Genomic DNA, 24,372 nt, shown 5'->3' on the forward strand with positions numbered 1-24,372 from the left:
AGGCATTTTACGCTCCACCCCTTGTTTGGACTCAGGGAGGAGTCGAACATGTCCTGCTCGCGTGGCTTCACGCTGGCGGAGCTGATGGTCACCCTGCTGGTGGCTTCGATCCTGCTCGGTATCGGGGCACCCGCCTTCGGCAACCTCGTCGAACAGACCCGGCTCACCACCACAACCAACCAGTTCCTGACCACCCTGCACATGACCCGCAGCGAGGCCATCCGCCGCGGTAGCCTGGTCACGCTGTGCACCTCCACGGATGGCGCCACCTGCACAGGCACCCCCTGGGACGCCGGCTGGATCCTCTTCGCCAATCCAGGCCGAACCGACCAGCCAACCGCGCCGGACCATATCCTGCGCGTGGGCAATGCCTGGACCGGCGCGAATGTCACCGTGTCCGGCAACCAGCCCGTCAGCCAGCACATCTCCTACAACGCCCTCGGCCAGTCCGAACGCCTATCGGGGGCCCTTCTGATGGGCACCGTCTCGATCTGCTCCAGCGGAGATGAAGGCCGAGCCATCGTCATCAGTAGCGCCGGCCGCCCCCGAGTCGCCACTACCGACTGCACCTGAGGCCGGGCTCCACCCGGCGGACTTCCGGTTGAGTATGGCGGCGACGCCACGGCGGAGGACACCGCTCGTGGCCGCGATTCGACCACTAAACTGATCGGGCCTTGCAGTACCACCGCCCCGTGCTTATCACTAGAGTCACGGAAACCCCGAACGGCTGACCCCAATGACCCGACCCCACGGATTCACACTCGTCGAACTGATGGTCACCATCGCGGTGTTTGCGATTTTGGTGTCGATCGCCGTGCCCAGCTTTCGATTCATTATCGAAAACAACCGTGTCACTACCGCAGCCAACGAGCTGACCACCGCCTTCAACTATGCACGAAGCGAAGCCGTCAGGAGAGGCTTGCCGGTATCCGTATGTCCGCTGGGTGACGGATGGGCAGACGGCTGGCAGGTCGTTCGCAGTGAGGGCTGCGGCGGAGACCTGCTCCGCGAGTGGGCCGAACTGCCGGTGCGGGTAACGATCATCGCTTCCGGGGACGATGACTTCCTCGCATTCGATGCCCTCGGTGGGCGGATGGACACGGACGACGATGACGCCGAATTCGCCTTCGTCATTCAACCCGAGGACTGCTCCGGAGGCGAACGCGCCCGCGAAATCTACGTCGGCCCGGGCGGCCGATCGTCCGTGCAACGCATCTCGTGCTGACACGCCAAGACCGCCGACGACCCAACCAGGATCTTCCAATGGCCAGACCGATCCCGCCAAAGCACTCGAAGCGCCGAGCCATCGGCGTCACCTTGATCGAGGTATTGGTAGCACTGCTCGTACTGTCCATCGGGCTGATCGGCGTAGCTGCCCTGCAAGCGAATGCCCTTCAAGCCAACCATGGCTCCCAACTTCGCTCTCAAGCGACCAATCTGGCGTATGACATCACGGACCGCATGCGGGCGAACCGGCAGGACGCCCTAAACAACGCCTACGTCGGCGAGTACGACGCGGTGACATGCCCCAACGACGCTGCCGACCTGCCAAGCCTCACGGGCAGCCTGGCAGAACGCGACATCACCGAGTGGCGCGTGGCCCTTGCCTGCGGTCTCCCCAGTGGCCGCGCCCAGATCAGTCGCAGCGGGGATGAATTCGTCATCCGCATCCGTTGGGACAATGATCGCCTCGCCGAAGACGAGAGTGAAGAAGTCGAAGAATTCGTCACCAGGACCGAGATATGAATGCTCGCCCCGCTCGAATGCACTACCGGGTCACCACTGTACGCGGCCTGACGCTCGTGGAACTGATGGTCGCCATGCTGATCGGGCTGCTCCTGATCGGGGGCACCATCAGCATATTCATCAGCACCCAGCAGACCTATCGAACCCAGGAGGCCATGTCCCGCGTTCAGGAGACAGGCCGTTTCGCGATCGAGCGCATTGCGCGCGACGCGCGGCAGGCAGGCTACGCCGGATGCCCGGGTGGAAACATCAACAACCTGCTCAACGTTAATGACGCCGGCTACGATCCATCGGTACACGACAACGTACAAGCATTCACCGCACCACCTGGCACACTGCCCGACCGATACGTTCGGGGTGACGTACTCACAATTAACCGGATGGGGACTTCCGACCGCGATCTCGTTGCGGCTGGTAATGGCTCAGGCAACGTTCCCCCCATAGTCCTCGATGGGGCAGAAGCGGGCATCCCGATGGGCACAGTCGTCCTCGTCGTCGACAGGACGGGAGGCAGCTGCGAGCGATTCCAGCACAATGCCAACGAAAATGCTGCGAACCTCAACCGCTCCCAGAGCCCGGGCGGCCCGGGTAATTTGCCACCCTCTTCGGCAAACTACACCGAGTTCGTGGGCCCGATTGAATTGTTAACGCTGTCGAGTACCACCTACTTCGTAGGCGAAAGCACCTCCGACCCTAACCGGACAAGCCTTTTCCGGCAGAGCCTTTCGCCTGCGGCGGACCCCCGGGAAGTCGCTGAAGGCGTCTACGACATGAGCATCGAGTACGGCCTCGACGACAATGGAAATGCGCGCGTGGACCGTTACGTAGCCTCCGGTGATATGACCACAGGAGACTGGGAAAACGCAGCGGCCGTTCGCGTGCACCTCCTGGTCAACAATGGTTCGGAAGACAACGTCGTGGAGGAGGCACGCTCCAACCTCTACTTCGGCGGCAACCTGTTCGACGCTCCCGACCGGCGTCTTTACCAGACGTTCACCACCACCATTGCCGCACGCAACCTCCTCGAGTGAGTCGCAAGGACGGAATGACCATGGCCCCTTCCTTTTTCCCCCACCGGAAACCTGATCGCACCCGGCAGACGGGCTCCGCCCTGATCGTGGCGCTGATCCTGCTTCTGGTAATCACCATTCTGGCCGTTGCCGGCATGCAGAACACCGTCCTTCAGGAACGCATGGCGGGCAACATGCACGACCGCAACATTGCCTTTCAGCAAGCCGAAAGCGGACTCCGGGATGCCACGAGAAACCTGAACAATGCCCAGAACCCAGTCGATTTCGCGCCCGCCAACGCCGAAAAATGGGACGAAGAACTCGACGTGAGTACGACACAGAGCTTTGCCTATTTCATCGAACGGCTCGATATATCCGGTCCGTCCTGCCCGCCGGGCCAGGTCTGTCCCGAAGACTTTGGCGCCCAGACGTTCGGCGAAGCATTCAGGATCACCTCGAAGGGCGTCGGGGGTACGGAGGATGCGGTTGTAATTCTTCAAGCCGTCGTCCGGTCGAACTGATTCCGCGCCCAACCGGGAACGAACTTGACACGAGAGATCAACACCATGGCCTCACATCGTTTGAATAAAAGCCTCTCCCGCTCGCCACGCCTGTCGCGCCGCAAGGTCGCCATTGCAGTCGCAGCGGCCATGATGAGCTTCTCGGGCACGGCGCATGGCATCAACCTGGCCAACACCCCGCTGTTTCTGCAGGACTCCGCGCTCCCGCCGAACATCCTTTTTATCCCGGACACGTCCGAAAGCATGCAGGAGAGCCCCGATGGCCGCCTGGCGATGGACCGCAACAACCCTCTCTGCCAGCCTGGTCCGGATCTCGACCCGGATATTGACTACAGCCGGGACCCTTCGCTGGACCTTTGTCCCGCAGGTGCACGCAACCCGAACAGCAAGGGAAGCATCGTAAAGCGCGTGGGGCTGGACCTTCTGGACCGTTATCAGGGACAGATCAATCTGGGCCTGATGTCATACCAACAGATGCCGGCAAGCAACACCCGCGATGACTTCAACTCGGGCGGCACGGTGCGCTGGCGCCTGGTCGAGCGAGCGATCGACGTCCGCTACAGCACGCAAGATGATCCTGGTTTCTACGATCCTTCGTTTGAAGGGGCATGGGATTCGCCAAATAAACGATTCCGAGTGCCTCACCCCACCGATGACAACATCTGGATGTTCTTCAACGACGGAATTCCGGGTTATTGGTGGGACACATCATCGGACGGCACCTCGGGAACGCCGGAAGGTGACGAGACGTTGTATCTGTGGCGTACAGGTTCGGGGACGGCCGACTTCGACAATATGGATCTGTATTCGACCATACAGTCCGGATCCGGACAGAGGCAGGACACCGATAGCCTGTTGTGGTTTGACGATCGGATCGGAGCCTTTCAGGTATTTCTTGTAGATAGCCAACGGCAGAGGAACATCACAAGTTGGGGGCAACGCGCGGCCTTCTTGCAGATGAACCAGCTGGAATGGCGGAACACCGAAGCGCCGGGGCTAGGTTATTTGCATGTACCGATCGGTGGGTTCGATAGCGAAGGCAACGTCGACACAGACCACTGGGACGCAATCCGCGCCAAGCTGCAGCCGCAGCGCCACGACTGGGATGGCACGGGCAACCCGATGACCGACCCCGACTGGCCCCTTATCGCCTCCGGCCTGACGCCACTGGAAGGGACGATGCAGACGGCCCGTGACTACTTCCTCGGCCAGTCGACCAATTTTGGCTCGAACCAGGGCAACATCAATACTCCAGACATCCCGGAAAGCTGCGACATCAACGCCGCCATCTGGGTTACAGACGGTCTACCGTCCGTATCCGCCGACGGCACAAGCCTGGGCACGGACCTGCCTGGCGCACTCGAGGACGCCCGAGGGGCGGTTGCGAACTTCCATAACGACACCGGCGTAGACACCTATATCGTTGGGTTTGCGCTACCGCCTGGCGTGTCCGGCATTCCCGGAATGCCTGCCAACCCGCTCAACCTACTGGCGGATGCAGGCGGCACCGGAACCGCATTCGACGCAACGGATGAAAGCAGCCTTGATGCCGCAATGACGGAGATTTTCGAGGCGATCATCGCGCAGGCCACCGGGAGTGCTTCGTCGGTCGCCGCTGCCTCGACCAGCTACCAGCCGGACGGCACGAATCTTCTGTTCCAGGCGTCATTCAACTCGAATGACTGGTCGGGCGACCTGACGGCCTTCGACTTCATATTCGGTCAGGGCACCTTCACCGAGCAATGGAGCGCTGCCAGCATGCTGCCGAGCGCCGCTCAGCGAAACATCTTCTCGCACGACGGCAATGAGGGCATCCGCTTCACCTGGGAGAGCGTGGGTGGTGACCAAGGGCTAAGTGACACACAGAAGGGCCTTCTGAACGACGATCCGGATCTGCTGGCCTATCTGCGCGGGGACCAGAGCAACGAAATCCAGAACGGCGGGGACCTGCGCAACCGCTCGACCCCGCTGGGCGACTTCGTCAACTCCAACCCCGCCTTCCAGGGGCCAGCCCTTAATTTCGGATATTCGCAGCTGTCTGGCTACTCACAGTTCCGTGCCGACAACCAGGATGTGCCGGAAGTGGTCTACGTGGGCGGAAACGCCGGCATGCTGCATGCCTTCGACGCGCAAACCGGCGAAGAGTTGTTCGCCTACGTCCCGAACGCAATCTTCGACAAGCTCCCGAACCTGGCCGATCCGGACTACAGCCATCGATTCTTCGTGGATGGCCAGCAAACGATCGCCCATGCCCAGATTGGGGGCGATTGGCGCACCGTTCTGATTGGTACGCTGGGCGCTGGCGCCCGCGGTCTCTACGCCCTGGATGTCACGGACCCAACCGACTTTTCGGCCGACAACATCCTGTGGGAACTCACTGGAGATGATCTGGACGCACTCGGCTATACGTTTGGGGCACCAACAGTCGCCCGCACGGCCAATGGTCAATGGTCGGTACTCTTTGCCAACGGCTATGGCAGCAATGACGACGAGGCCGTGCTGATGATCGCCAACCTGGCATCGGGAGCCATTACCGAGGTCGAAACCGGCGCCATCGGCGGCAATGGACTCTCGGAAGCAACGTTCCGCGCCAATGCAGAAGGCATCATCCGGGACGGATTTGCCGGGGACCTTAAGGGCAACCTGTGGAAGTTTGACCTGAGCAGCAGCAACAGCAACCAGTGGGATGTGGCCTTTGGCCAGGGTAATAACCGCGACCCGCTCTTCCTGGCGACGGGCCCCAATAACGAGACTCAGCCGATCACCGCGCGCCCCACGGTCGGCAGCCACCCCAATGGTGGTTCGATTGTGCTTTTCGGAACCGGAAAATACCTGGAGAACGCAGACAACCAAGTGCCGAACCCCGCGCCAGTTCAGAGCTTTTATGGCATCCGAGACTTCGATGGCATCTCCACCCCGGTCAGCCGAAACAACCTCTTGCGCCACGAATTTATCGGTTCGGGATCGATCGGCGGGTTTTCCGTTCGCGCGACCACCACTGGTGACAATTTCGACGCCGACGTTCATGACGGGTGGTACATCGACCTCGACTATCCCAATCCCCGGGGCGAGCGCGTGGTCGAGCGCGCCCAGATCATTGGGGGACGCGTGGAATTCGTAACCCTGACCCCGTCCGATGACCCCTGCGCCGGTGGAGGTACTTCGTCGATCGTTGCGCTCGATGCGGCCACGGGTAGCCGACCAAACGATCCCGTGTTCGATCTCAACCGTGACGGCCTGTTTGACGAAAGCGAAACCATCACGATCAATGGCGAGCAAGTGCCGGTCAGCGCAGTGGACCCCGGCCGCGGCATTATCGGTACCCCCACCATCGTTCGCAGCCCGGATGGGGGCATCACCCGAGTGATCGGTGGCACCGACGTCCTGGAAGGAGACTCACTGGACGAAATTGGTGGTCCCGGAACGGCCGGCCAACGGCCGCGCTCGTGGATTCAAATCCGCTAACCAGCCGGCCGTGCCCCCCTGCGGGAGCACGGCCGAATCGAACATCGCGATCAAAAAACCGCGATCGCGAAAAGAAGGAGACGAAAATGCCCCGTCCAGGTACCCGCACGGGATTCACACTGATCGAACTCATGATCGTGGTTGCGATCATCGCGATCTTGGCGGCCATTGCCTTCCCCGCATACGGGATCTACGCAGAAAGGGCACAGATCTCCGATGGCAAAACAGGCCTTTTGGAAGCAGCGCAGCGCATGGAGCGCTGTTATACATCCAACATGAGTTACGCGAATTGCAACATTGCAAACGAGTCGCCAGAGGGCTACTACGGGCTGAGCGTCAATTCCAATGCAAGCTCATTCACAATAACCGCCACCGGACAGAGCGGCCGAGTGACCTCCGGAGACTGCAGCACCATGACCGTCAACCACCAAGGTGTGCGCACCCCGGCCGATGACTGTTGGTAGGCTTATCAGCGGAAACGGGGACAGATTTATTTTTCGTCTCCATCCCTGCTGTTTTCCTCGGCCTTACGCGGCTTTCCGATACGTTGGGTCTGGTAGCTGGCGCACAAGCTTTGTTCGGAGCCACTCTACAGCCGCGCCTTCCGCGAACGCGCCGAAAGCCCATGGAGGCCCCGGATAATCGCTTCGCTGTTTCCAGGATGAAGCTGTTTAGAATCGCGTGGCCCGGGGACCCGAGATCACGATCCCAAAATAGCAAACTCCACTCGCGCCCCAGACAACCGCGCCCGCGCACCTAATCAGCTCGTTTCAAACAGCTCAAGGCCCGCCTCGGGCGTAACGACACGCCCCGGCGCAAATGGCCGTTGGACCAACAGCTTGTCGCCCGTCACCAGGATGCTGCGCGGGTGGCAAGCCAGCAGATCCCACAGGTGAGCATCTCCGGCATCCGGAGCCGAAATCGATGTGGGGCTCGGCTCACGCCAGATCGCATTGGCGACCAGTTCGGTCACCAAATCATCGATATGCGAGTCCGAAAGGCCATGCAGCCGAACCAGCGACGGCCGCAAGAGAACCCTGCGATATTCGGATATCAGGTCAGGCGAAGTCAGGAAAGGAAAATGTCCCGCCAGCATCCCGTCCAGGACACGGCACACGGGTGAGCGTGGCGCACTGGACAGAAGCCCCGCCACCACGACGTTGGTGTCAACCACCAGCGTCCACGGCTTCATCGGCCGCGCTCGGAACGAGTCTCCTCCAGCGCTAGAGCCATGGCATCTTCTTCGCTTAGCGCTGCGCGCTTCCGAGCCGAGGCCACTAATTGCCGCGCTTCGCTACGGGTACGAATCCCGCGATAGACCAGGCTCTCCTCGATAATCGAGGCGATGGAACGCTGCTGCCGCGCCGCCGCCTCTTTCAGGGCCTGATGCAGCTGGTCGTCCAGGGTGATGGTTAATCGGCTCATCGAAGCCCTCCAGACGGGCTGAATCGTGCACACCAAAACACCATAGCACCGGATGAGAGCGGAGGCCAGATCACCTCGTGCAGCACGATCCAGCCGGAGGAGACCCCGGATAACTGGAAGAAAGAGGACACCCGTCTCCTCGAACAGCCCTCCTGGTCACATGCCGCTGCAGCCCTCGTCTCCCGCAGGAGCCCGGCCCTCTGGGCGATGGGGCGCTGGACGCACCTGATCGGCGAGAGGGCTCGCCTCCTACAGCTGGCGGGCAACGGAAGGGACGCCCATCTGCTTCCAGACGCCGCACCGTCCTCCCGGCTGCAGCGCAGCGATGAACCGGGATCTCCGGCGCTGGACATACCCCGGGATCCGCGCAATCCCCGGCGCAGGGGAACCCGGATAACCGTTGCGCGGGCTCCGGGATGGCGGCAGAGGGCAGGACGTAAAAAAGCGCCCGGCGGATGCGATCCGGCCGGGCGCTTTTTGATTCCGCCTTGGGTCTAGCTTCAGGCGGTTGCGGCGGCGCGGGAGGCCTTTTTGCGTTCGTGCTCCAGCAGGAACTTCTTGCGGATACGCAGGTTTTCCGGGGTCACCTCGACCAGTTCGTCGTCGTCGATGAACTCGATGGCCTGCTCCAGCGTCATGCGGATCGGCGGGGTCAGCTGGATGTTCTCGTCGGTCCCGGCAGCACGGATGTTGGTCAGCTGCTTGGCCTTGAGCGCGTTGACGACCAGGTCGTTCTCGCGCGAGTGCAGGCCGATCACCATGCCTTCGTAGACCTCCTCGCCGGGGCCGATGAACAGCTTGCCACGGTCCTGCAGGTTGAACAGGGCAAAGCCCAGGGCCTTGCCGGCGGCGTTGGCGATCAGCACGCCATTCTGGCGCGAGGCCACCGCCCCGGACTGATACGGGCCGTAGTGGTCGAAGATATGGTGCAGGATGCCGGTACCGGAAGTGGCGGTCATGAACTCGGTCTGGAAGCCGATCAGGCCGCGCGACGGCACGATGAAGTCCAGGCGCACGCGGCCCTTGCCGTCCGGAACCATGTTGGTCATCTCGCCTCGGCGCTCGCCGAGTTTCTCCATGACCGTGCCCTGGTGCTGCTCCTCGACGTCCACGGTGACCGACTCGTACGGCTCCTGCTTCACGCCGTCGACTTCCTTGATGACCACCTCGGGGCGCGCGACGGCCAGCTCGTAGCCCTCGCGACGCATGTTCTCGATCAGGATGCCCAGGTGCAGTTCGCCACGGCCGGAGACCTTGAACTTGTCCGGGTCCTCGCCCTCTTCCACGCGCAGGGCGACGTTGTGCTTGAGTTCTTCCTGCAGGCGGTCGCGCAGCACGCGCGAGGTGACGTACTTGCCCTCGCGCCCGGCGAACGGCGAAGTATTCACCTGGAAGGTCATGCTGACGGTCGGCTCGTCGACGGTCAGCGGCTCCATCGCCTCCACGTGGTTCGGATCGCACAGGGTGTCGGAGATAAACAGCTTGTCCATCCCGGTGAAGGTGATGATGTCGCCCGCCCGGGCCTCCTGAACCTCCACCCGCTCCAGGCCGTGGAAGCCCATGATCTGCAGCATGCGGCCGTTGCGCACGCCGCCTTCGCGGTCCACCACCTTGACCGGGGTGTTCGGCTTGATGCGCCCGCGTTTCACGCGGCCGATGCCGATCAGGCCCTGATAGGAGTTGTAGTCCAGCGAGGAGACCTGCATCTGGAACGGGCCATCCGCGTCCACGTTCGGCGGCGCGACATGCTTGACGATGGTCTCCAGCAGGCAGGTCATGTCGCCCTCGGTGACACTGGAGTCCAGCCCGGCAAAGCCGTTCAGCGCGGAGGCGAACACAATGGGGAAGTCGAGCTGCTCGTCGGTGGCACCAAGGCGGTCGAACAGATCGAACACCTGATCCACGGCCCAGTCGGGGCGCGCGCCGGGGCGGTCGACCTTGTTGACCACGACGATCGGCTTGAAGCCCATCGCGAAGGCCTTCTGCGTCACGAAGCGGGTCTGCGGCATCGGGCCATCCACCGCGTCCACCAGCAGCAGCACCGAGTCGACCATCGACAGCACGCGCTCGACCTCGCCACCGAAGTCGGCGTGTCCGGGGGTGTCCACGATGTTGATGCGGTAGTCCTGCCATTCGATGGCCGTGTTCTTGGCCAGGATGGTGATCCCGCGTTCCTTCTCGATGGCGTTGGAGTCCATGATCCGCTCGCCGTGATCGCCACGCTTGTCGAGGGTGCCGGACTGGCGCAGGAGCTGGTCGACCAGCGTGGTCTTGCCATGATCAACGTGGGCGATGATGGCGATGTTGCGAAGCTTCTCGGTCATGGAATACAAACTCTGGATACTGGCAAAAGGGCCGACACTATACAGACTTATGCGTGACCGCGCTGCGACTCCCGCGTTTTATGCGCAGGCTCCGCCCTCGCGCCTCCCCGCGGCCCCCAGCCAAAGCGATTCCGCCCCGGAACTACCGGCCACCTGAGCCCTGTGGCCAAGCCAGTACGGCACCCCCCCCGACCTGATCGCTGACAGCACACTGGCCTCCGTTGAATGCACGTAGTTTTCGTGCTACGCATTTTTACGTGAGCCATGAGGATTCAACATGAAACAGAACATTACCCTGTCCCTCGACAAGCAGGTACTGACCGAACTGAAGGTCATCGCAGCCCGTCGTTCGACTTCGGTCTGCCGGCTGCTGACGGAGGAACTGGAGCACATCGTGGAACGATCCGAACGGTATGAGCGCTCCAAGCGCGCGGCCCTGGCTGCCCTGGACAAGGGCTGCCACTTCGGCGGCGAACGCCCGGATCGGGACGCGCTGCATGAGCGATAAGGTCTTCGTCTATACCAACGTCCTGTTCTACGCGCACGACCCAGGGCCTGGTCAGATGGCAGCTCACAAACGTCAGACGAACATTTCCAGGAGTTGCGGATGCCAGCTTGCGAGTTCGATCGAGCCAAGCGTGGACCCCAGACGCCGCTTGTCCACACTGCGGATCTGGTCCAGAAGAATACGGGCCGGGCGGCCCGCGAGCTCGACCTCCGGCCGGCATCCAAGGGGCTGCCCCTTGCTGGTGATCGGGGCCACCAGAACCCGTGGCAAGGCTGCGTTCATGTCGTCGGGGGAGACAATCAATGCAGGACGGGTCTTGCGGATCTCCGTTCCAACGGTAGGGTCCAGGTTGACCCAGTAGACGTCGCCGCGGCGAACCGGTGCGCGACGCCCTACCATTCCCACTCCTCGGCATCCTCGGCCCAGGGCGCGTCGGACCATTCGGGTGCATCGTCCTGATCGATGTCGTAGTGGTCGAACCAGCCGGCGCGCGGCTCGGTAATCGGTTCGATCACGATCCGGTGACCCTCGAGCCGCAGGTCGATCTCGTCGCGGATCCCGCATTGGCGCAACAGTGTCGCAGGTAACAGAACGCCGCGGGAGTTTCCGATCTGTCGCAAAGTTGTTTTCATGGCCTCCCCACAAACCGGCCGAAGTTATAACAATGTATCACCATGGGCGCCGTGGAGGCCAGATTGAAGCCCACCATCCGCTGCTGGCTCAACGCACCCCGCCTGCAGCCACCCCGCCCCGGTCATCCCGGCCGCAGCGCAGCGAAGAGCCGGGATGACCGAGGCTGGACAGCCCCCGAAGCCCGGGCAGCCCCCACCGCATGAGATCCCGGATAACCGCTTCGCGGTTTCCGGGATGACCGTCAGGGGGTAATCAAAGCACCTCGGCGGCGCATGGCTGCGCGGAGAGTCAGGACTCGGGTTCGTCTTCCGGGGGCGGGAACTGGAGGTGGAAGCCCTGCTCCTTGAGGTTAGCGAGGACCTTTTGTGGATCTTCCTGGGCCAGGGTGCGCTCGGGTGTCAGATCGAACTCCAGTGCGAACTCCAGGGTGCCGAGGGCGCGCATCACGCCTTCGGGCAGGTCGGAGAAATCGTCCTTCTCCGGGAAGTAGACATAGGTATCGGCGCGACGGGTTGCGCGGTAGACGTAGCACTGCATGGGTTCAGTCCTCGAGATAGGTGTAGCCGGTCAGGCCCTGTTCCAGCTCGGCCAGCAGCCGCCCCGCAGCCTCGCCACGCAGGCCGGCGGCGTCGATCTTGGCGCGGAAGGCGCGGCGCAGGTCATCCGGGGCAAAGTGCACATAGGAGAGCAGTTCGTCGACGGTGTCGCCGCGTTCCGGGTCCACCAGTCGGTAGCCACCCTCCGGCAGCAGCTCCACGTTTACGGTGTCGGTGTCCCCGAACAGGTTGTGCAGATCGCCCAGGATCTCCTGGTAGGCGCCGACCAGGAAGATGCCGAGATAGTACGGCTCGCGGTCGTTCCACGGGTGCAGGGCAAGCGTGGTGTGCGTGCCCTCGCGCTCCACGTAGTGCTCGATGTGGCCGTCGGAATCGCAGGTCAGATCCTGCAGCACCGCGCGCCGAGTGGGCCGCTCGTCCAGGCGATGCAGCGGCATGATCGGGAAGATCTGGTTGATCGCCCAGGTGTCCGGGATCGACTGGAACACGGAGAAGTTGCAGAAGACCTTGTCCGCCAGCTTGTCGGTCAGCTCCGCGTGCACCTCCGCCGGCAGGGCCTCGGGCCGCGCCAGCAGGCGCTGGCACAGGGCAAAGTAGATCGCCTCGGCGCGGGCACGGTCCACCAGCGACAGCATCCCGCGGGCAAAGCGCGTCTGCACCTCGGCCAGGCCATAGGCGGCATCGTGATAGATCTCGGAGGCCGGGCGCTCGCCGTCCTCCAGCAAGGCGCGCATGGCGGCGATCTCGGGCAGCTCGCCATCCTCCGCGGGCGGGACATCGCCATCCCCCGGAGCCGGCTCGCAATCGATCACGTTGGTGATCAGCACCGCGTGGTGCGCGGTCAGGGCGCGGCCGGACTCGCTGAAGACCTCCGGCATGGCCAGCCCCCGCTCCTCGCAGATGCGCTGGAGCGGACGCAGGATGTTCAGGGCGTACTCCTCCACCGAATAGTTGATGGAGCACTCGTTGCGCGAACGCGAGCCCTCGTAGTCAATGCCCAGGCCACCGCCGACATCCACCACCCGCAGCGCCGCCCCGGCCTCGGTCAGCGCGGCGAAGTAGCTGGCCGCCTCGCCCATGCCGTTCTGGATGTCACGGATGTTCGCGATCTGCGAGCCCATGTGGAAGTGCAGCAGTTGCAGCCGGTCCAGCCAGCCCAGGCCACGCAGGCGCTCCAGAATGCCCAGCACGTCCGCCGCCGACAGGCCGAACTTGGCCTTCTCGCCGCCGGTGTTCTGCCACTTGCCCTTGCCGATCGAGGCCAGGCGCACGCGCAGCCCCAGCAGCGGCTCGATCTGCATGGCCTCGGCCTGGCGGATCACCTCCTCCAGCTCGGAGGGCTTCTCGATCACGATGTACACGCGATGCCCGAGCTGGCGCCCGATCAGCGCCAGGCGCACGTATTCGCGGTCCTTGTAACCGTTGCAGATGATCGCCGCACCCGGGCGCGACTGCGCCAGCACGGCCATCAGCTCCGGCTTGCTGCCGGCCTCCAGCCCCACACGCGGGGTTAGCCCCTCGGCATCCGGCTGATCGCCGGCCGCCAGGATCTGGTCCACCACGCTGCGCTGCTGGTTGACCTTGATCGGGTAGATCGCGGTGAACGCGCCTTCGTACTCCAGCTCGCGCGCGGCGGTATCGAAGGCCCGCGCCAGGCGGCGTACGCGCCCGTCCAGCACATCCTGGAACCGCACCAGCACCGGCGGACCCACATGCTCCTCGCGCAGGCGGCCCGCCAGCTCGTACAGATCCACGCCGGGGTGCTCCGGCCAGTCCGCGCGTCGCATCGCCACGTTGCCCGCGGCGTTCACCTCGAAGAAGCCACCGTTCCAGTGGTCGATCCCGTAGGTAGTGCGGGCCTCATCCAGATTCCAGGGCGTGACGGTCATGGTGTTCCCGGATTTCAAAAGCTAGGAAAGCCCCGTCATTGCGAGGAGCGAAGCGACGTGGCAATCGCCTTCATCTCCACCCGAACACCAGGGGCGATCAGGGCAACCAAGCGCACTGCCCTCGTTCAGGAGATTGCTTCGTCGCCTACGGCTCCTCGCAATGACGAGAAGAACAGAGTTGCCCGCAGGATACAGGGCACTATCATAGCGGCGCATCATACCGTCCACCGCACCGGCAAGGGGAGCCGCCCAATGGCACTCGACAACAACTGGTTCAGCGAACCGCACGAAGACATGGCGCTGTCCCTGCGCATCAAACAGAAGCTGCACGAGGAACAGACCCCGTACCAGAAGATCGAGATCTACGAGACCGAGGCCTTCGGCAACCTGATGGTGATCGACGACTGCGTGATGCTCACCGGCCGCGACAACTTTATCTACCACGAGATGATGTCGCACCCGGTGCTGTACTCGCACAGCGCCCCGAAGAACGTGGTCATCATCGGCGGCGGCGACTGCGGCACCCTGCGCGAGGTCCTCAAGCACGACGAGGTCGAGCGCGCCGTGCAGGTGGATATCGACGAGCGCGTCACCCGCCTGTCCGAGCAGTACTTCCCGGAGCTGTGCGATGCCAACAACGACCCGCGCGCCGAACTGCTGTTCGACGACGGCGTGCAGTACCTGAAGGACGCCGCCCCCGGCTCCATCGACGTGATCATTGTCGACTCCACCGATCCGGTCGGCCCGGCCGAGGGCCTGTTCTCCACCGCGTTCTACAAGGACTGCGTGAAGGCCCTGGGCCCGGACGGCCTGCTGGTGCAGCAAAGCGAATCGCCGCTACTGCACACCGACAGCATCATCCGCCCGATGCACGACAGCCTGCGCGCGGCGAACTTCATCGACGCCCTGACCCTGCACTTCCCCCAGGCCACCTACCCCTCCGGCTGGTGGACCTGCACCATCGCCGCGAAGGACTGCCCGGTGTCCTTCCTGCGCGAAGAGGCCGCCGAAGAGCTGCCGTTTATCACGCACTACTACAACGCCGCGATCCACCGCGCCGCTGGTGCCACCCCGGAGTTCTTCCGTCGCAAGCTGTTCGCCTGATCGCGCGCCAGCGCCGGGGCCACCCACGGAGATCGTCACGGCGCTGCACGCCTCGCGATGACAGTACTTTTCAACGTCATGGCGAGGCCCCGTCAGGGGCCGTGGCCATCTCGTAACAAAACCTCCGACGCTCGCCCGGGCCAACGCCGGGGCCACCCACGGAGATCGTCACGGCGCTGCACGCCACGCGATGACGGGCGCCACACACGCCGTAGGCTGCATTGAGCTCGTGACTAGGTGTGGCGGCCGGCCTTGAGGCGGTCGAGGCGCAGGCGTTCGCGGGTGTCGAACAGGCGGCGGGAGGCGAACCAGACCGCACCCAGGGTGCCGAAGCCGGTACCGGCGGTGATCAGGAACATGATCAGGATCTGGTACTTCACGGCCTCAACCGGCGGGGCGCCGGCCAGGATCTGGCCGGTCATCATGCCCGGCAGGCTGACGATGCCGGCGGCAGCCATGGCATTGATGGTCGGCATCAGGCCGGAGCGCGCGGCCTCGCGACGCATGGTCGTCACCGCCTCGCTCCAGGAGGCCCCCATCGCGAGCCGGCCCTCGATTGTGCGGCGCTCACGCCAGATGGTCTGGGTCAGGCGGTCCAGCCCCAGTGCGATGCCGGTCATGGTGTTGCCGAGCAGCATGCCCAGCAGCGGGATCGCGTACTGCGGCTCCCACCAGGGGGTCGGGCCGACCATGGTGGTCAGCGCCAGCACGGTGACCGCGAACGCCGAGATGAACATGGTCACGGCACCGATGCCATAGCCCCACAGACCGGCGAAGCGGCGCTGCTGGCGTGCCATCACCTCGTAGCCGGCCACAGCGAGCATGATCACCGCCATCAAGGCCACCCAACCGAGCTGCGCATGGTCGAACAGCGTCTGCAGGATCAGCCCGACCAGCAGCAGCTGGATCACGGTGCGCGCCCCGGCGATCAGCAGGCTGCGCCCCAGACCCATGCGTGCCCAGACGGTCAGCACTGCCAGCGCGACGACCAGCAAGGCCGCCAGCGACAAATCCAGCGCGGAAAGCGAGATCAGTTCCACGTGGTCACCTCCAGCTTGCCGTTGGCGATGGTCAGGATGCGGCCGCCCAGGCGCTGACGCTGCAGGGTGTCGTGACTGACCCAAAGCGCTGCCGCGTCTTCCTCGGCGAGATACCCACGTACCGCGCGTTCGATGCGTTTGGTGTTTTCCAGATCCAGATTGGCGGTGGGCTCGTCCAGCAACAGGACGCGCGGCTGGTTCAGCAGCGCGCGCACCAGCCCCAGGCGCTGCTTCTCGCCGCTGGAGAGGCGCTCGACCTCCCAGCCTAGAGAGGCCTCCGGCAACGCGACCTGCTCCAGCAGGTGCAGGGCCGCCGCGCGCGCGAAGTCCACTGGCAGGTGCTCGTCCACTCGCTCGCCCCACCAGGCGGTCTCCGCCGGTACGTACGCCACGCGCCGGCGCCAGTCGACCGGTGCCATGGCGTCTCGCGGTTCCCCGTTCAGCATCACCTCCCCCGTGTTGGGGTCAAGATCGGCCAGGGCCCGCAGCAGCAGGGATTTTCCGGAACCGGAGGCGCCCGTGACCTGCACCAGCTCCCCGGGCTGAAGCGCCAGATCCAGCGGGCCCAGATGGGCGGTTTTCAGTTGGCGAACATCCAGCAGGCGATCCATGCGACAGGGTTCCGGTGCGGCGAAATGGCGATCGTAACCGAAGCCGGGGCGGCGGGATGAATGGCCGGACGGGCAGGGCCTACTTGCTGCGAGACGAACGGTCCGCCGTGACGGGTTGCCTCTGCGGATGTTGATCGCACTATACGGCGCGGGCAGGGGCATCGCGGGCGGGCCCGCTCCCACCGCTCTGGAACCAAAAAAAGGGCGCCCGGTGAGGGGCGCCCAAAGGCCAACATCCAAGTCCTGGGAGACTGTCTTGTCGGCGTCGGAGGAGACGATGTCGGGGCCGGGCCTGTGGCCCGACCCCGGTTCAGGTTAACGAGGGTTTATTGCTTCCCGGTGAACTCCGGGTAGGCCTCGAGACCGCACTCGGCGATGTCGGCGCCCACATCCTCGTCCTCTTCGCTCAGGCGGATGCCCATTACCGCCTTGAGGATGGCCCAGACGATCAGGCTGGCCACGAAGACGAAGACGAAGATGGCGAGGAGGCCCACCAGCTGAGCGACGAAGGTCGCATCCGGGTTGGACAGCAGCACCGCGAACACACCCCAGATACCGGCGGTACCGTGCGCGGAGATCGCGCCGACCGGGTCGTCGATCTTCAGCTTGTCCAGCGCGACGATCGAGAACACCACGATCACGCCACCGATGGCACCGATGATCATCGCCAGGAACGGGCTGGGCATCAGCGGCTCGGCGGTGATGGACACCAGGCCCGCGACCGCGCCGTTCAGCGCCATGGTCAGATCAGCCTTGCCGAACACCAGACGGGTGGTGATCAGCGCGGCGACCACACCCCCGGCCGCGGCCAGGTTGGTGTTGGCGAACACGGCGGCCACGGCATTGGCCGACTCGATGTCCGAGACCTTCAGCTCGGAACCACCGTTGAAGCCGAACCAGCCCAGCCACAGGATCAGCACACCCAGGGTGGCCAGCGGCATGCTGGAGCCCGGGATCGCGTTGATCTGGCCATCCTTGCCGTACTTGCCCTTGCGCGCCCCGAGGAGCAGCACACCGGCCAGCGCGGCAGCGGCACCCGTGAAGTGGACGATGCCGGAACCGGCGTAGTCCAGATAGCCGATCTGGTCGAGGATCCCGCCACCCCAGCTCCAGAAGCCCTGGATCGGGTAGATGAAGCCGGTCAGGATGACCGCGAAGGCCAGGAAGGCCCACAGCTTCATGCGCTCGGCCACGGCACCCGACACGATCGACATCGCGGTGGCCACGAACACGACCTGGAAGAAGAAGTCGGCACGATCGGAGTAGTAGATGTCGCCACCACTACCCAGTACGTCCGCGACCGCGTTGTCGCCCGAGATCAGGAAGCCCAGGCCCGGGATGATGGAGCTCAGGCCGTCGCTGTACATAATATTGTAGCCGATCAGCATGTACATGATGCTGGCGATCGAATACAGGGCGATATTCTTGGTTGCAATTTCGGCCACACTCTTGGTGCGAACCATCCCGGCCTCGAGCATGGTAAAGCCCGCGGCCATCCACATCACCAGCGCGCCGGCCACCAGAAAGTAAAAGGTGTCCATTGCGTAGGCGAGTTCGACAACTTGCTGTTCAATTTCCATGATTGAAATTCCTCATTCGATGGAAGACGGAGGCCTTAAAGGGCTTCCGGGCCGGTCTCGCCCGTGCGAATACGCACGACCTGCTCCACCGGTGTGATAAAGATCTTGCCGTCGCCGATCTTGCCCGTGCTGGCAGACTTGGAAATGGCCTCGACCACCTGATCGACCAAGTTCTCGTCGACAGCCACTTCCAGTTTCACCTTGGGCAGAAAATCGACCACGTACTCGGCACCGCGATAGAGCTCGGTATGACCGCGCTGGCGACCAAAACCCTTTACTTCGGTCATGGTCATCCCTTGTACGCCGATCTCCGAGATCGCCTCGCGAACATCATCAAGCTTGAACGGCTTGATTACGGCGGTAATCATCTTCATGTCAGACTCCTGTGGGCGGGCCCGCCACCTGGCGGACCCGCTGTTGCTTTAGGCGGTAATGCGGAATCAGAAGGTCTTGGACCAGCCCACCCAGGCGCCCAGGTCTTCGTCGGTCTCGTCGACATACTCGAGATTGAAGCTGAACTCGCCCCAGTCGCCCGCGTCGCGGGTCAGGCTGGCGGTGTAGTGGGTGTAGTTGTCCAGGCTGGAATCGTCGAAGCGGGTGCGACCTACCAGGAAGCCGGCGCTGTAGACGTCCATGAACGGGACATCCAGGCCGGCGTAGAAGTACATGTCGTCGTCTTCCAGGGCCGAGTCATCGCTGTCGTGAACGACGTAGGCCATACCGCCGTACAGTCCCACAACGCCGGTATCGAAGCTGACTTCACCATAGATCTCGCCGAAGTCGGCACTCAGGGAACCGGTATCGTCTCGGGCATCCGGATAGGCGTAATAGATGTAACCGACGTCGTAGCCGAACCCATTGGCGAACTCATCGGCAAAGCCGGCGTAGAGGTCGAGCTCGTAGCTGGTGTCATCACCAAAATCGACATTGGACATCCAGGTACCGACATAGAAGCCGGAGTCGTGCTCAAAATCGATACCACCCTGAACGGCAGCACCGTCGTCGGTTTCGGAAAAACCACGGAAGTAGTAATTGGACACCGCGCCGATGTTCACGGACAGCTCCGCGGCGGCGGTGGAGGTAAAGGCGACGCCACCGGTGGAGCCTACGGTGAGGACAGCAGCGGCCAGCGCGGAACGGGTGAACTTCTTCATGTTGGTCATCTCCCAGATTGGTCAATCGAGTGTCGCGTAGTCGACACCCGGTCCTTGCACGGGCTGTGCCAAGTACCAAAAGGGAGCAAAATCGGCTTTTCGCAACACCTGTTGCGGCCCAACCACGGGCTTTTGCCTTTATTTGGTGCGCACTAAAAGTGCACACGCACCAAAAACGTGCGGAGACCGAGGACTGTGAACCATGTCCGGGATTCAGGAAGGTTCAGTCCTTCGGCAAGTGGCGGGGTCGGAGAGGCAAATCGGGGCTGGGACAGGCGCGGCGAGCGCACACGCGGCCATGCGGGACGCACGGCGAACACCTCCCTGCCCTGCGGATCGCCACGTCGCCTCGCGACGACACAGCACGGCATGGGGATGGCGCCGGCCGGGACAGCGCCCCGTGGCCGGCGCGGGTCTACGAGGAAAGGCTGCCGCGCTCGATCTCGATGCCGACCTCGCGCACGCCGGGCACGGCACCGGGCTTGCCGAGTTTGATGCGCAGCCACGGCGTGCCGAACTGGGCCATCAGGGCCTCGGCGATCTCCTCGGCCAGGGATTCCAGCAAGGCATGCGGCTCGCGCGTGACGATGGCACGCACGGCGTTGGCCACCGCCTCGTAGTCAACGGTGTCGCCGATCTCGCCGGAGTAGGCGGCGATGCGGGTATCGGCCGCCAGTTCGATATCGAATCGCAGGCGGCGCTGGATGCGCTGTTCCCAGTCGTAGACGCCAACAACGGCGTCAATCTCGAGGTCGCGCAGATAGATTCGATCCATGGGTTCGGCGGGCTCCTGTGGGTCGGCGCCTATCCTACTGCCCGGGCCGCACGAGGTACACCGAGCCGCTATCATGGTGCCTCCCGATCACTACGAGACACGCATGAGCGAGCCCTTTCACGAACTCCCCTGGCCCGCCAACCCGGATGGCGAGCCCCGACGCATCGGCGTGGAGATCGAGATGGCCGGGGTGTCGCTGGAGACGATGGCCGAGACCGTGAAAGGCGAGTTCGGGGGCCACGTCGAATCGGACAACGCCTTCGTCTTCCACGTACGCGACACGGACGTCGGCGACTTCCAACTGGAGCTGGACGCCCGGGTACTGAAGGACCGCGGCTACCGCGAACACCTCGCGCGCCTGGGCATCGAGCTGGACGACTCCGACGAGGCCGCGCTGGAGCGCTGGCTCGCGGACGCCGCGGGCCGCCTGGTCCCGCACGAGATCGTGGCGCCGCCGATCGCGACGGCTGACCTTCCCCGCCTGGACCGGGTGCGCGCCGCCCTGCAGCAGGCCGGCGCACTGGGTACCGAACGCTCGTTTCTCTATGCCTTCGGGCTGCAGATCAATATCGAGGTGCACCGCACCGATGCCGAGTGGCTTCTGGCAGTCCTGCGCAGTTTCCTGCTGATGGTGGAAGTGCTCACTGCGGCGGGCGCCATCGACCTGGCGCGGCGCCTGTCGCCCTACATTCGGTCTTTCCCCGGCCCGTTTGTACGCTACGTGCTGGACCCGGACTTTCGTCCCGACCGGGAGGGCCTGATCGACGCCTACCTGGCGCACAACCCGACCCGCAACCGCCCGCTGGACCTGTTGCCGCTGTTCGCCCACCTGGACCCCGGGCGGATCGACGCGGCCCCCGTGGAGCACGAACTGATCAAGCCGCGGCCGGCCTTCCACTATCGCCTGCCGAACTGCGAGATCGACGACCCGGACTGGAGCCTCGCGCGGCCGTTCAACGGCTGGGTCGAGGTCGAGCGCCTGGCGGCGGACCCGGAACGCCTGGAGCGCCTGTCGCGGGAATATCTGGAACGCCCCGGCCAGGCCCTGGGCCGCTGGGCCGACGACTGGAGCCAGCGCCTCCGTGACTGGTTCTGAGCCCGACCGCACGACCACCGATACCGTGGCCGATACCGCACCGCCGCGTCCACGCCGCCCGGTGATCGCCATTACCGGACCCGACCAGGGCGGCGGGCCCGCCTGGCTGTTTACAGCGCTCGCGGTCTGGCGCGCCGGCGGCCGTCCGCTGCGGCTGCGCCCGGGCAAGCCGCGCGGTCACCGGCGCTTCGATGGTCTGGTGGTGGGCGGCGGGGCGGATGTGGATCCCGAGCTCTACGGCGAGACCCTCCCCGAGGGACCGGATGCGGCTGCCATCCGGCAGGCGGAGCGACGCCTGTCGCAGCGCCTGATCGGCTATCTATTCTACCCGGCCCTGTGGTTACTGCGCCGGCTGTTCCAGTCCCATGGCGGTGTACTGGACACCGACCGCGACCGGCTGGAGAAGGCCCTGATCCATCGCGCGCTGGACGAGCACCGCCCGATCCTCGGCATCTGTCGCGGGATGCAACTGGTCAACGTGGTACGTGGCGGCACCCTGCATCGCGACCTGGCCGAGTTCTACGTGGAAACCCCGCAGGCCCGCAGCCTGCTGCCGGTCAAGCCGGTGGAGCTGGACCCGCGCAGCCTTCTGGCCAACATCCTGGGCGACACGACGCTCCACGTGAACGCGCTCCACAACCACGCCGTCAATGACCTGGGGCGGGACCTCAAGATCGCCGGACGCGAATCGACCGGCGTGGTCCAGGCCATCGAGGCCGAACACGACTGGTGCATCGGCGTGCAGTGGCACCCCGAATACCTCCCACAGAAACGCCGCCACCAGCGCCTGTTCCGCGCCCTCATCCAGGCCGCCACCCGCAGACACTAAGACCTGATTTCACCACGAAGCACACGAAGGCACGAAGAAAGGCGATTCACAGGAAGTCTGGAAGAAGAGAAGGTTTGCAGGTGAAGGGTCGAGTGCGTGACGGTCGCTCAAGGCACCATATCAACGTGCTGCTGGAGGCCGTCGCATCAGCCTTCTTCCGGTCTTAAAACCTTCCTGTGAATCGCTTTTGACCTGGCCTTTCTTCGTGCCTTCGTGCGCTTCGTGGTAAAAAACGCCTTTCGACCTAGGTGGGATAGGGCACGGCCAGGCCGCCAAGGCCGCAGTAGCCGTTCGGGACCTTGGCGAGGTACTGCTGGTGGTAGTCCTCGGCGAAGTAGTGCGCCGGGCCCTCGGCGATCTCGGTGGTGATCGCCCCACGCCCGGCGGCGTCCAGCGCGGCCTGGAAACGCTCGCGGCTGGCCTCGGCAGCCGCGGTTTGCTCAGGGTCGGTGGTGTAGATTGCCGAGCGGTACTGGGTGCCGACATCGTTGCCCTGGCGCATACCCTGGGTCGGGTCGTGCCCCTCCCAGAAGATGCGGAACAGGGCGTCCAGCGAGACCTTCCGCGGGTCGAACACCACCCGTACCAGTTCGGTGTGCCCGGTCTGGCCGCTGCAGACCTCGCGATAGGTCGGGTTCGGGGTGTAGCCCCCGCCGTAGCCCACGCTGGTGGAATACACGCCCTCCTGCTGCCAGAACAACCGCTCGGCACCCCAGAAACAACCCATGCCGAAGTGGATCACCCGCATACCCTCGGGATACGGTGGCGCCAGAGGCGTCCCCAGAACCATGTGGCGCTCGGGGACCGGCATCGGCTCGTCGCGCCCGGGCAGGGCCTGTTCGGGGGTCGGCATGCGCGGCTCGGAAAAGGCGAACATCGGCGGCTCCGTCAGTCGGCCGGGGCGAGCCGGATCAGCTCCCCCGGGTTGTGGTCGGTAAGCACGTAGATCGCCCCATCGTGGACGCGCACGTCCCGCACGCGGCGGTTCAAATCCGGCAGCACCTCGCTCTCGTTGACCAGCTCGCGCCCCTCGAAGGTCAGCCGACGAAGGGTCTGATGAGCCAACCCGCCCACGAGCAGATCGCCGTCCCAGTCGGCAAAGGCGGGATCGCGCAGGATCGCCATGCCCGAGGGGGCAATGGAGGGCGTCCAGTGATGCAGGGGCGACTCCATCCCCTCCTTCTCGGTCAGGCCTTCGCCGACCTGCCCGCCGGCATACTCCCGGCCGTGGGTAATGACCGGCCAGCCGTAGTTCAGCCCGGGCTCGATGATGTTCACCTCGTCGCCCCCGCGCGGTCCGTGCTCGTTCTGCCAGAAGGTGCCAGTCTCGGGGTCCATCACCATGCCCTGCGGGTTGCGCACCCCCCAGGCCCAGATCTCGGGGCGGGCATCGGCATCATCCACCAGCGGATTGTCGTCCGGGACGCGCCCGTCGTCATGCAGCCGGATGATGCTGCCGATATGGGTCGAGGTGTCCTGGGCATGATCGCGCTGGCCGCGATCCCCCACGCTGATATACACGTAGCCCGCGTCATCGAACACGATGCGGCTGCCGAAGTGGCGCCCCCCGGAGACGCCCGGCTCGGCCGTGAACAGCGTCTCCACACCCTGAAGCTCACCGTCCTGGAAACGTGCGCGCGCCAGGCGTGTGGTGAGCCCGCCATCCACGGCTGCGGAATAGGTGAAGTACAGCCAGCGGTTCTCGGCGAAGTCGGGATGCAGCGCGAGGTCCAGCAGGCCGCCCTGATTGCGCGCCTGCAGGTCGCCCGGAACACCGGACACCAACTCGCCCCGGCCGTCGAAGGACCCGGCGTCCTCGAACCAGCGCAGGGTGCCCGGGCGCTCGCTGATCAGGGCCCCGCCCTCCGGCAGAAACGCAATGGCCCAGGGGTGATTAAGCCCCTCATGCAGCACACTGGCTTGCAGGCCGTGCTCCCCGGCACCGAGCCCCTCGGCCGAGACCCCGGAGGATCCGGTACAGGCCATCACCAGACCGGCCAGCACGGGCGCCAGGGTGAGGCGGCTCGTCTTCATCGTGCGCGTCTGCATGGTTCACCTCCTTGGAAAATGCGATGCCTGCGGGGCGGGATACCGCTGGAGACTTG

The 24,372-nt window shown here is 64.3% G+C and carries 26 protein-coding genes; 11 read left to right on the forward strand and 15 right to left on the reverse strand.

Annotation, left to right across the window (positions count from 1 at the left end):
- Window positions 1-48 precede the first annotated feature (48 nt).
- From D106_RS0107165 to D106_RS0107195, 7 genes are all read left to right on the forward strand, one after another.
- On the forward strand, window positions 49-573 hold the full coding sequence (locus D106_RS0107165; RefSeq protein ID WP_018879652.1) for a GspH/FimT family pseudopilin: 525 nt from the start codon (window positions 49-51) through the stop codon (window positions 571-573).
- Between the two features lie 163 nt (window positions 574-736).
- Window positions 737-1,225: a GspH/FimT family pseudopilin gene (locus tag D106_RS0107170; RefSeq protein WP_018879653.1), complete on the forward strand. Its 489-nt coding sequence runs from the start codon at window positions 737-739 to the stop codon at window positions 1,223-1,225.
- Window positions 1,226-1,263: 38 nt separating this feature from the next.
- On the forward strand, window positions 1,264-1,746 hold the full coding sequence (pilV, locus tag D106_RS0107175) for a type IV pilus modification protein PilV (protein ID WP_018879654.1): 483 nt from the start codon (window positions 1,264-1,266) through the stop codon (window positions 1,744-1,746).
- On the forward strand, window positions 1,743-2,777 hold the full coding sequence (locus tag D106_RS0107180) for a PilW family protein (RefSeq protein ID WP_026280617.1): 1,035 nt from the start codon (window positions 1,743-1,745) through the stop codon (window positions 2,775-2,777). Before pilV ends, D106_RS0107180 begins: the two co-directional genes overlap by 4 nt.
- A 20-nt stretch (window positions 2,778-2,797) precedes the next feature.
- Window positions 2,798-3,277, forward strand: a complete 480-nt coding sequence (locus D106_RS0107185; RefSeq protein ID WP_018879656.1) for a PilX N-terminal domain-containing pilus assembly protein — start codon at window positions 2,798-2,800, stop codon at window positions 3,275-3,277.
- 129 nt (window positions 3,278-3,406) lie between these two features.
- Window positions 3,407-6,742: a PilC/PilY family type IV pilus protein gene (locus tag D106_RS0107190; RefSeq protein WP_018879657.1), complete on the forward strand. Its 3,336-nt coding sequence runs from the start codon at window positions 3,407-3,409 to the stop codon at window positions 6,740-6,742.
- Window positions 6,743-6,828: 86 nt separating this feature from the next.
- Complete coding sequence (locus tag D106_RS0107195; RefSeq protein WP_018879658.1) at window positions 6,829-7,206, forward strand: type IV pilin protein; 378 nt, start codon at window positions 6,829-6,831, stop codon at window positions 7,204-7,206.
- 296 nt (window positions 7,207-7,502) lie between these two features.
- Here the strand turns inward: D106_RS0107195 and D106_RS0107200 are convergent, their stop codons facing one another.
- The 3 genes from D106_RS0107200 to typA form a co-directional block, all read right to left on the reverse strand.
- A complete protein-coding gene (locus D106_RS0107200; protein WP_018141465.1) occupies window positions 7,503-7,934 on the reverse strand; it encodes a putative toxin-antitoxin system toxin component, PIN family in 432 nt (143 codons plus the stop codon).
- Window positions 7,931-8,167, reverse strand: coding sequence for a ribbon-helix-helix protein, CopG family (locus D106_RS0107205; RefSeq protein ID WP_018879659.1), 237 nt, complete (start codon window positions 8,165-8,167; stop codon window positions 7,931-7,933). The genes D106_RS0107200 and D106_RS0107205 overlap by 4 nt, the downstream gene beginning before the upstream one ends.
- A gap of 500 nt (window positions 8,168-8,667) precedes the next feature.
- A complete protein-coding gene (gene typA / locus D106_RS0107210; protein ID WP_018876572.1) occupies window positions 8,668-10,491 on the reverse strand; it encodes a translational GTPase TypA in 1,824 nt (607 codons plus the stop codon).
- Window positions 10,492-10,768: 277 nt separating this feature from the next.
- On the opposite strand from typA, the gene D106_RS0107215 reads away from it, so the two are divergent.
- Window positions 10,769-10,999 carry a hypothetical protein gene (locus tag D106_RS0107215; RefSeq protein ID WP_018865502.1) on the forward strand — a complete coding sequence of 77 codons (231 nt, stop codon included), beginning with the start codon at window positions 10,769-10,771 and terminating at the stop codon, window positions 10,997-10,999.
- A 72-nt stretch (window positions 11,000-11,071) separates the two neighbouring features.
- Here D106_RS0107215 and D106_RS0107220 read toward each other — a convergent pair whose 3' ends face one another.
- From D106_RS0107220 to speA, 4 genes are all read right to left on the reverse strand, one after another.
- On the reverse strand, window positions 11,072-11,398 hold the full coding sequence (locus D106_RS0107220) for a type II toxin-antitoxin system PemK/MazF family toxin (protein WP_018865501.1): 327 nt from the start codon (window positions 11,396-11,398) through the stop codon (window positions 11,072-11,074).
- Window positions 11,392-11,571 (reverse strand): hypothetical protein, encoded by a 180-nt coding sequence (locus D106_RS14255; RefSeq protein ID WP_018865500.1) that lies wholly within the window; start codon window positions 11,569-11,571, stop codon window positions 11,392-11,394. Before D106_RS14255 ends, D106_RS0107220 begins: the two co-directional genes overlap by 7 nt.
- Before the next feature lie 349 nt (window positions 11,572-11,920).
- Complete coding sequence (locus tag D106_RS0107230; RefSeq protein ID WP_018878593.1) at window positions 11,921-12,169, reverse strand: YcgL domain-containing protein; 249 nt, start codon at window positions 12,167-12,169, stop codon at window positions 11,921-11,923.
- A 4-nt stretch (window positions 12,170-12,173) separates the two neighbouring features.
- On the reverse strand, window positions 12,174-14,078 hold the full coding sequence (gene speA, locus D106_RS0107235; protein WP_018879660.1) for a biosynthetic arginine decarboxylase: 1,905 nt from the start codon (window positions 14,076-14,078) through the stop codon (window positions 12,174-12,176).
- A 252-nt stretch (window positions 14,079-14,330) separates the two neighbouring features.
- On the opposite strand from speA, the gene speE reads away from it, so the two are divergent.
- Window positions 14,331-15,182: a polyamine aminopropyltransferase gene (speE, locus tag D106_RS0107240; RefSeq protein WP_018865497.1), complete on the forward strand. Its 852-nt coding sequence runs from the start codon at window positions 14,331-14,333 to the stop codon at window positions 15,180-15,182.
- Window positions 15,183-15,415: 233 nt separating this feature from the next.
- Here speE and fetB read toward each other — a convergent pair whose 3' ends face one another.
- The 6 genes from fetB to folB all read right to left on the reverse strand — a co-directional run bounded on the left by fetB (window position 15,416) and on the right by folB (window position 20,342).
- Entirely contained in the window at window positions 15,416-16,222 is an 807-nt protein-coding gene (gene fetB / locus D106_RS0107245; RefSeq protein WP_018879661.1) for an iron export ABC transporter permease subunit FetB, read from the reverse strand.
- Window positions 16,213-16,833 (reverse strand): ATP-binding cassette domain-containing protein, encoded by a 621-nt coding sequence (locus tag D106_RS0107250; protein WP_018879662.1) that lies wholly within the window; start codon window positions 16,831-16,833, stop codon window positions 16,213-16,215. Before D106_RS0107250 ends, fetB begins: the two co-directional genes overlap by 10 nt.
- A gap of 326 nt (window positions 16,834-17,159) precedes the next feature.
- Window positions 17,160-18,413, reverse strand: coding sequence for an ammonium transporter (locus tag D106_RS0107255; RefSeq protein ID WP_018876598.1), 1,254 nt, complete (start codon window positions 18,411-18,413; stop codon window positions 17,160-17,162).
- A 35-nt stretch (window positions 18,414-18,448) separates the two neighbouring features.
- Window positions 18,449-18,787: a P-II family nitrogen regulator gene (locus D106_RS0107260; RefSeq protein ID WP_012981610.1), complete on the reverse strand. Its 339-nt coding sequence runs from the start codon at window positions 18,785-18,787 to the stop codon at window positions 18,449-18,451.
- Window positions 18,788-18,853: 66 nt separating this feature from the next.
- Window positions 18,854-19,567: a TorF family putative porin gene (locus D106_RS0107265; RefSeq protein ID WP_026280619.1), complete on the reverse strand. Its 714-nt coding sequence runs from the start codon at window positions 19,565-19,567 to the stop codon at window positions 18,854-18,856.
- A gap of 415 nt (window positions 19,568-19,982) precedes the next feature.
- The gene (folB, locus tag D106_RS0107270) at window positions 19,983-20,342 is read right to left on the reverse strand and encodes a dihydroneopterin aldolase (RefSeq protein WP_018865492.1); all 360 of its coding nucleotides are present in this window, start codon (window positions 20,340-20,342) and stop codon (window positions 19,983-19,985) included.
- A gap of 73 nt (window positions 20,343-20,415) precedes the next feature.
- Between folB and D106_RS0107275 the strand changes: the two genes are divergently transcribed.
- Window positions 20,416-21,438: an amidoligase family protein gene (locus tag D106_RS0107275; protein WP_018879664.1), complete on the forward strand. Its 1,023-nt coding sequence runs from the start codon at window positions 20,416-20,418 to the stop codon at window positions 21,436-21,438.
- Entirely contained in the window at window positions 21,425-22,267 is an 843-nt protein-coding gene (locus D106_RS0107280; protein WP_018879665.1) for a gamma-glutamyl-gamma-aminobutyrate hydrolase family protein, read from the forward strand. The genes D106_RS0107275 and D106_RS0107280 overlap by 14 nt, the downstream gene beginning before the upstream one ends.
- A gap of 244 nt (window positions 22,268-22,511) precedes the next feature.
- On the opposite strand, the gene msrA is transcribed toward D106_RS0107280, so the two are convergent.
- Complete coding sequence (gene msrA / locus D106_RS0107285) at window positions 22,512-23,144, reverse strand: peptide-methionine (S)-S-oxide reductase MsrA (RefSeq protein WP_018879666.1); 633 nt, start codon at window positions 23,142-23,144, stop codon at window positions 22,512-22,514.
- A gap of 11 nt (window positions 23,145-23,155) precedes the next feature.
- Window positions 23,156-24,316, reverse strand: coding sequence for a PQQ-dependent sugar dehydrogenase (locus D106_RS0107290; RefSeq protein ID WP_018879667.1), 1,161 nt, complete (start codon window positions 24,314-24,316; stop codon window positions 23,156-23,158).
- Window positions 24,317-24,372: the final 56 nt, after the last annotated feature.

This window comes from Thioalkalivibrio sp. ALE9, assembly GCF_000377445.1.
Taxonomy (GTDB): domain Bacteria; phylum Pseudomonadota; class Gammaproteobacteria; order Ectothiorhodospirales; family Ectothiorhodospiraceae; genus Thioalkalivibrio.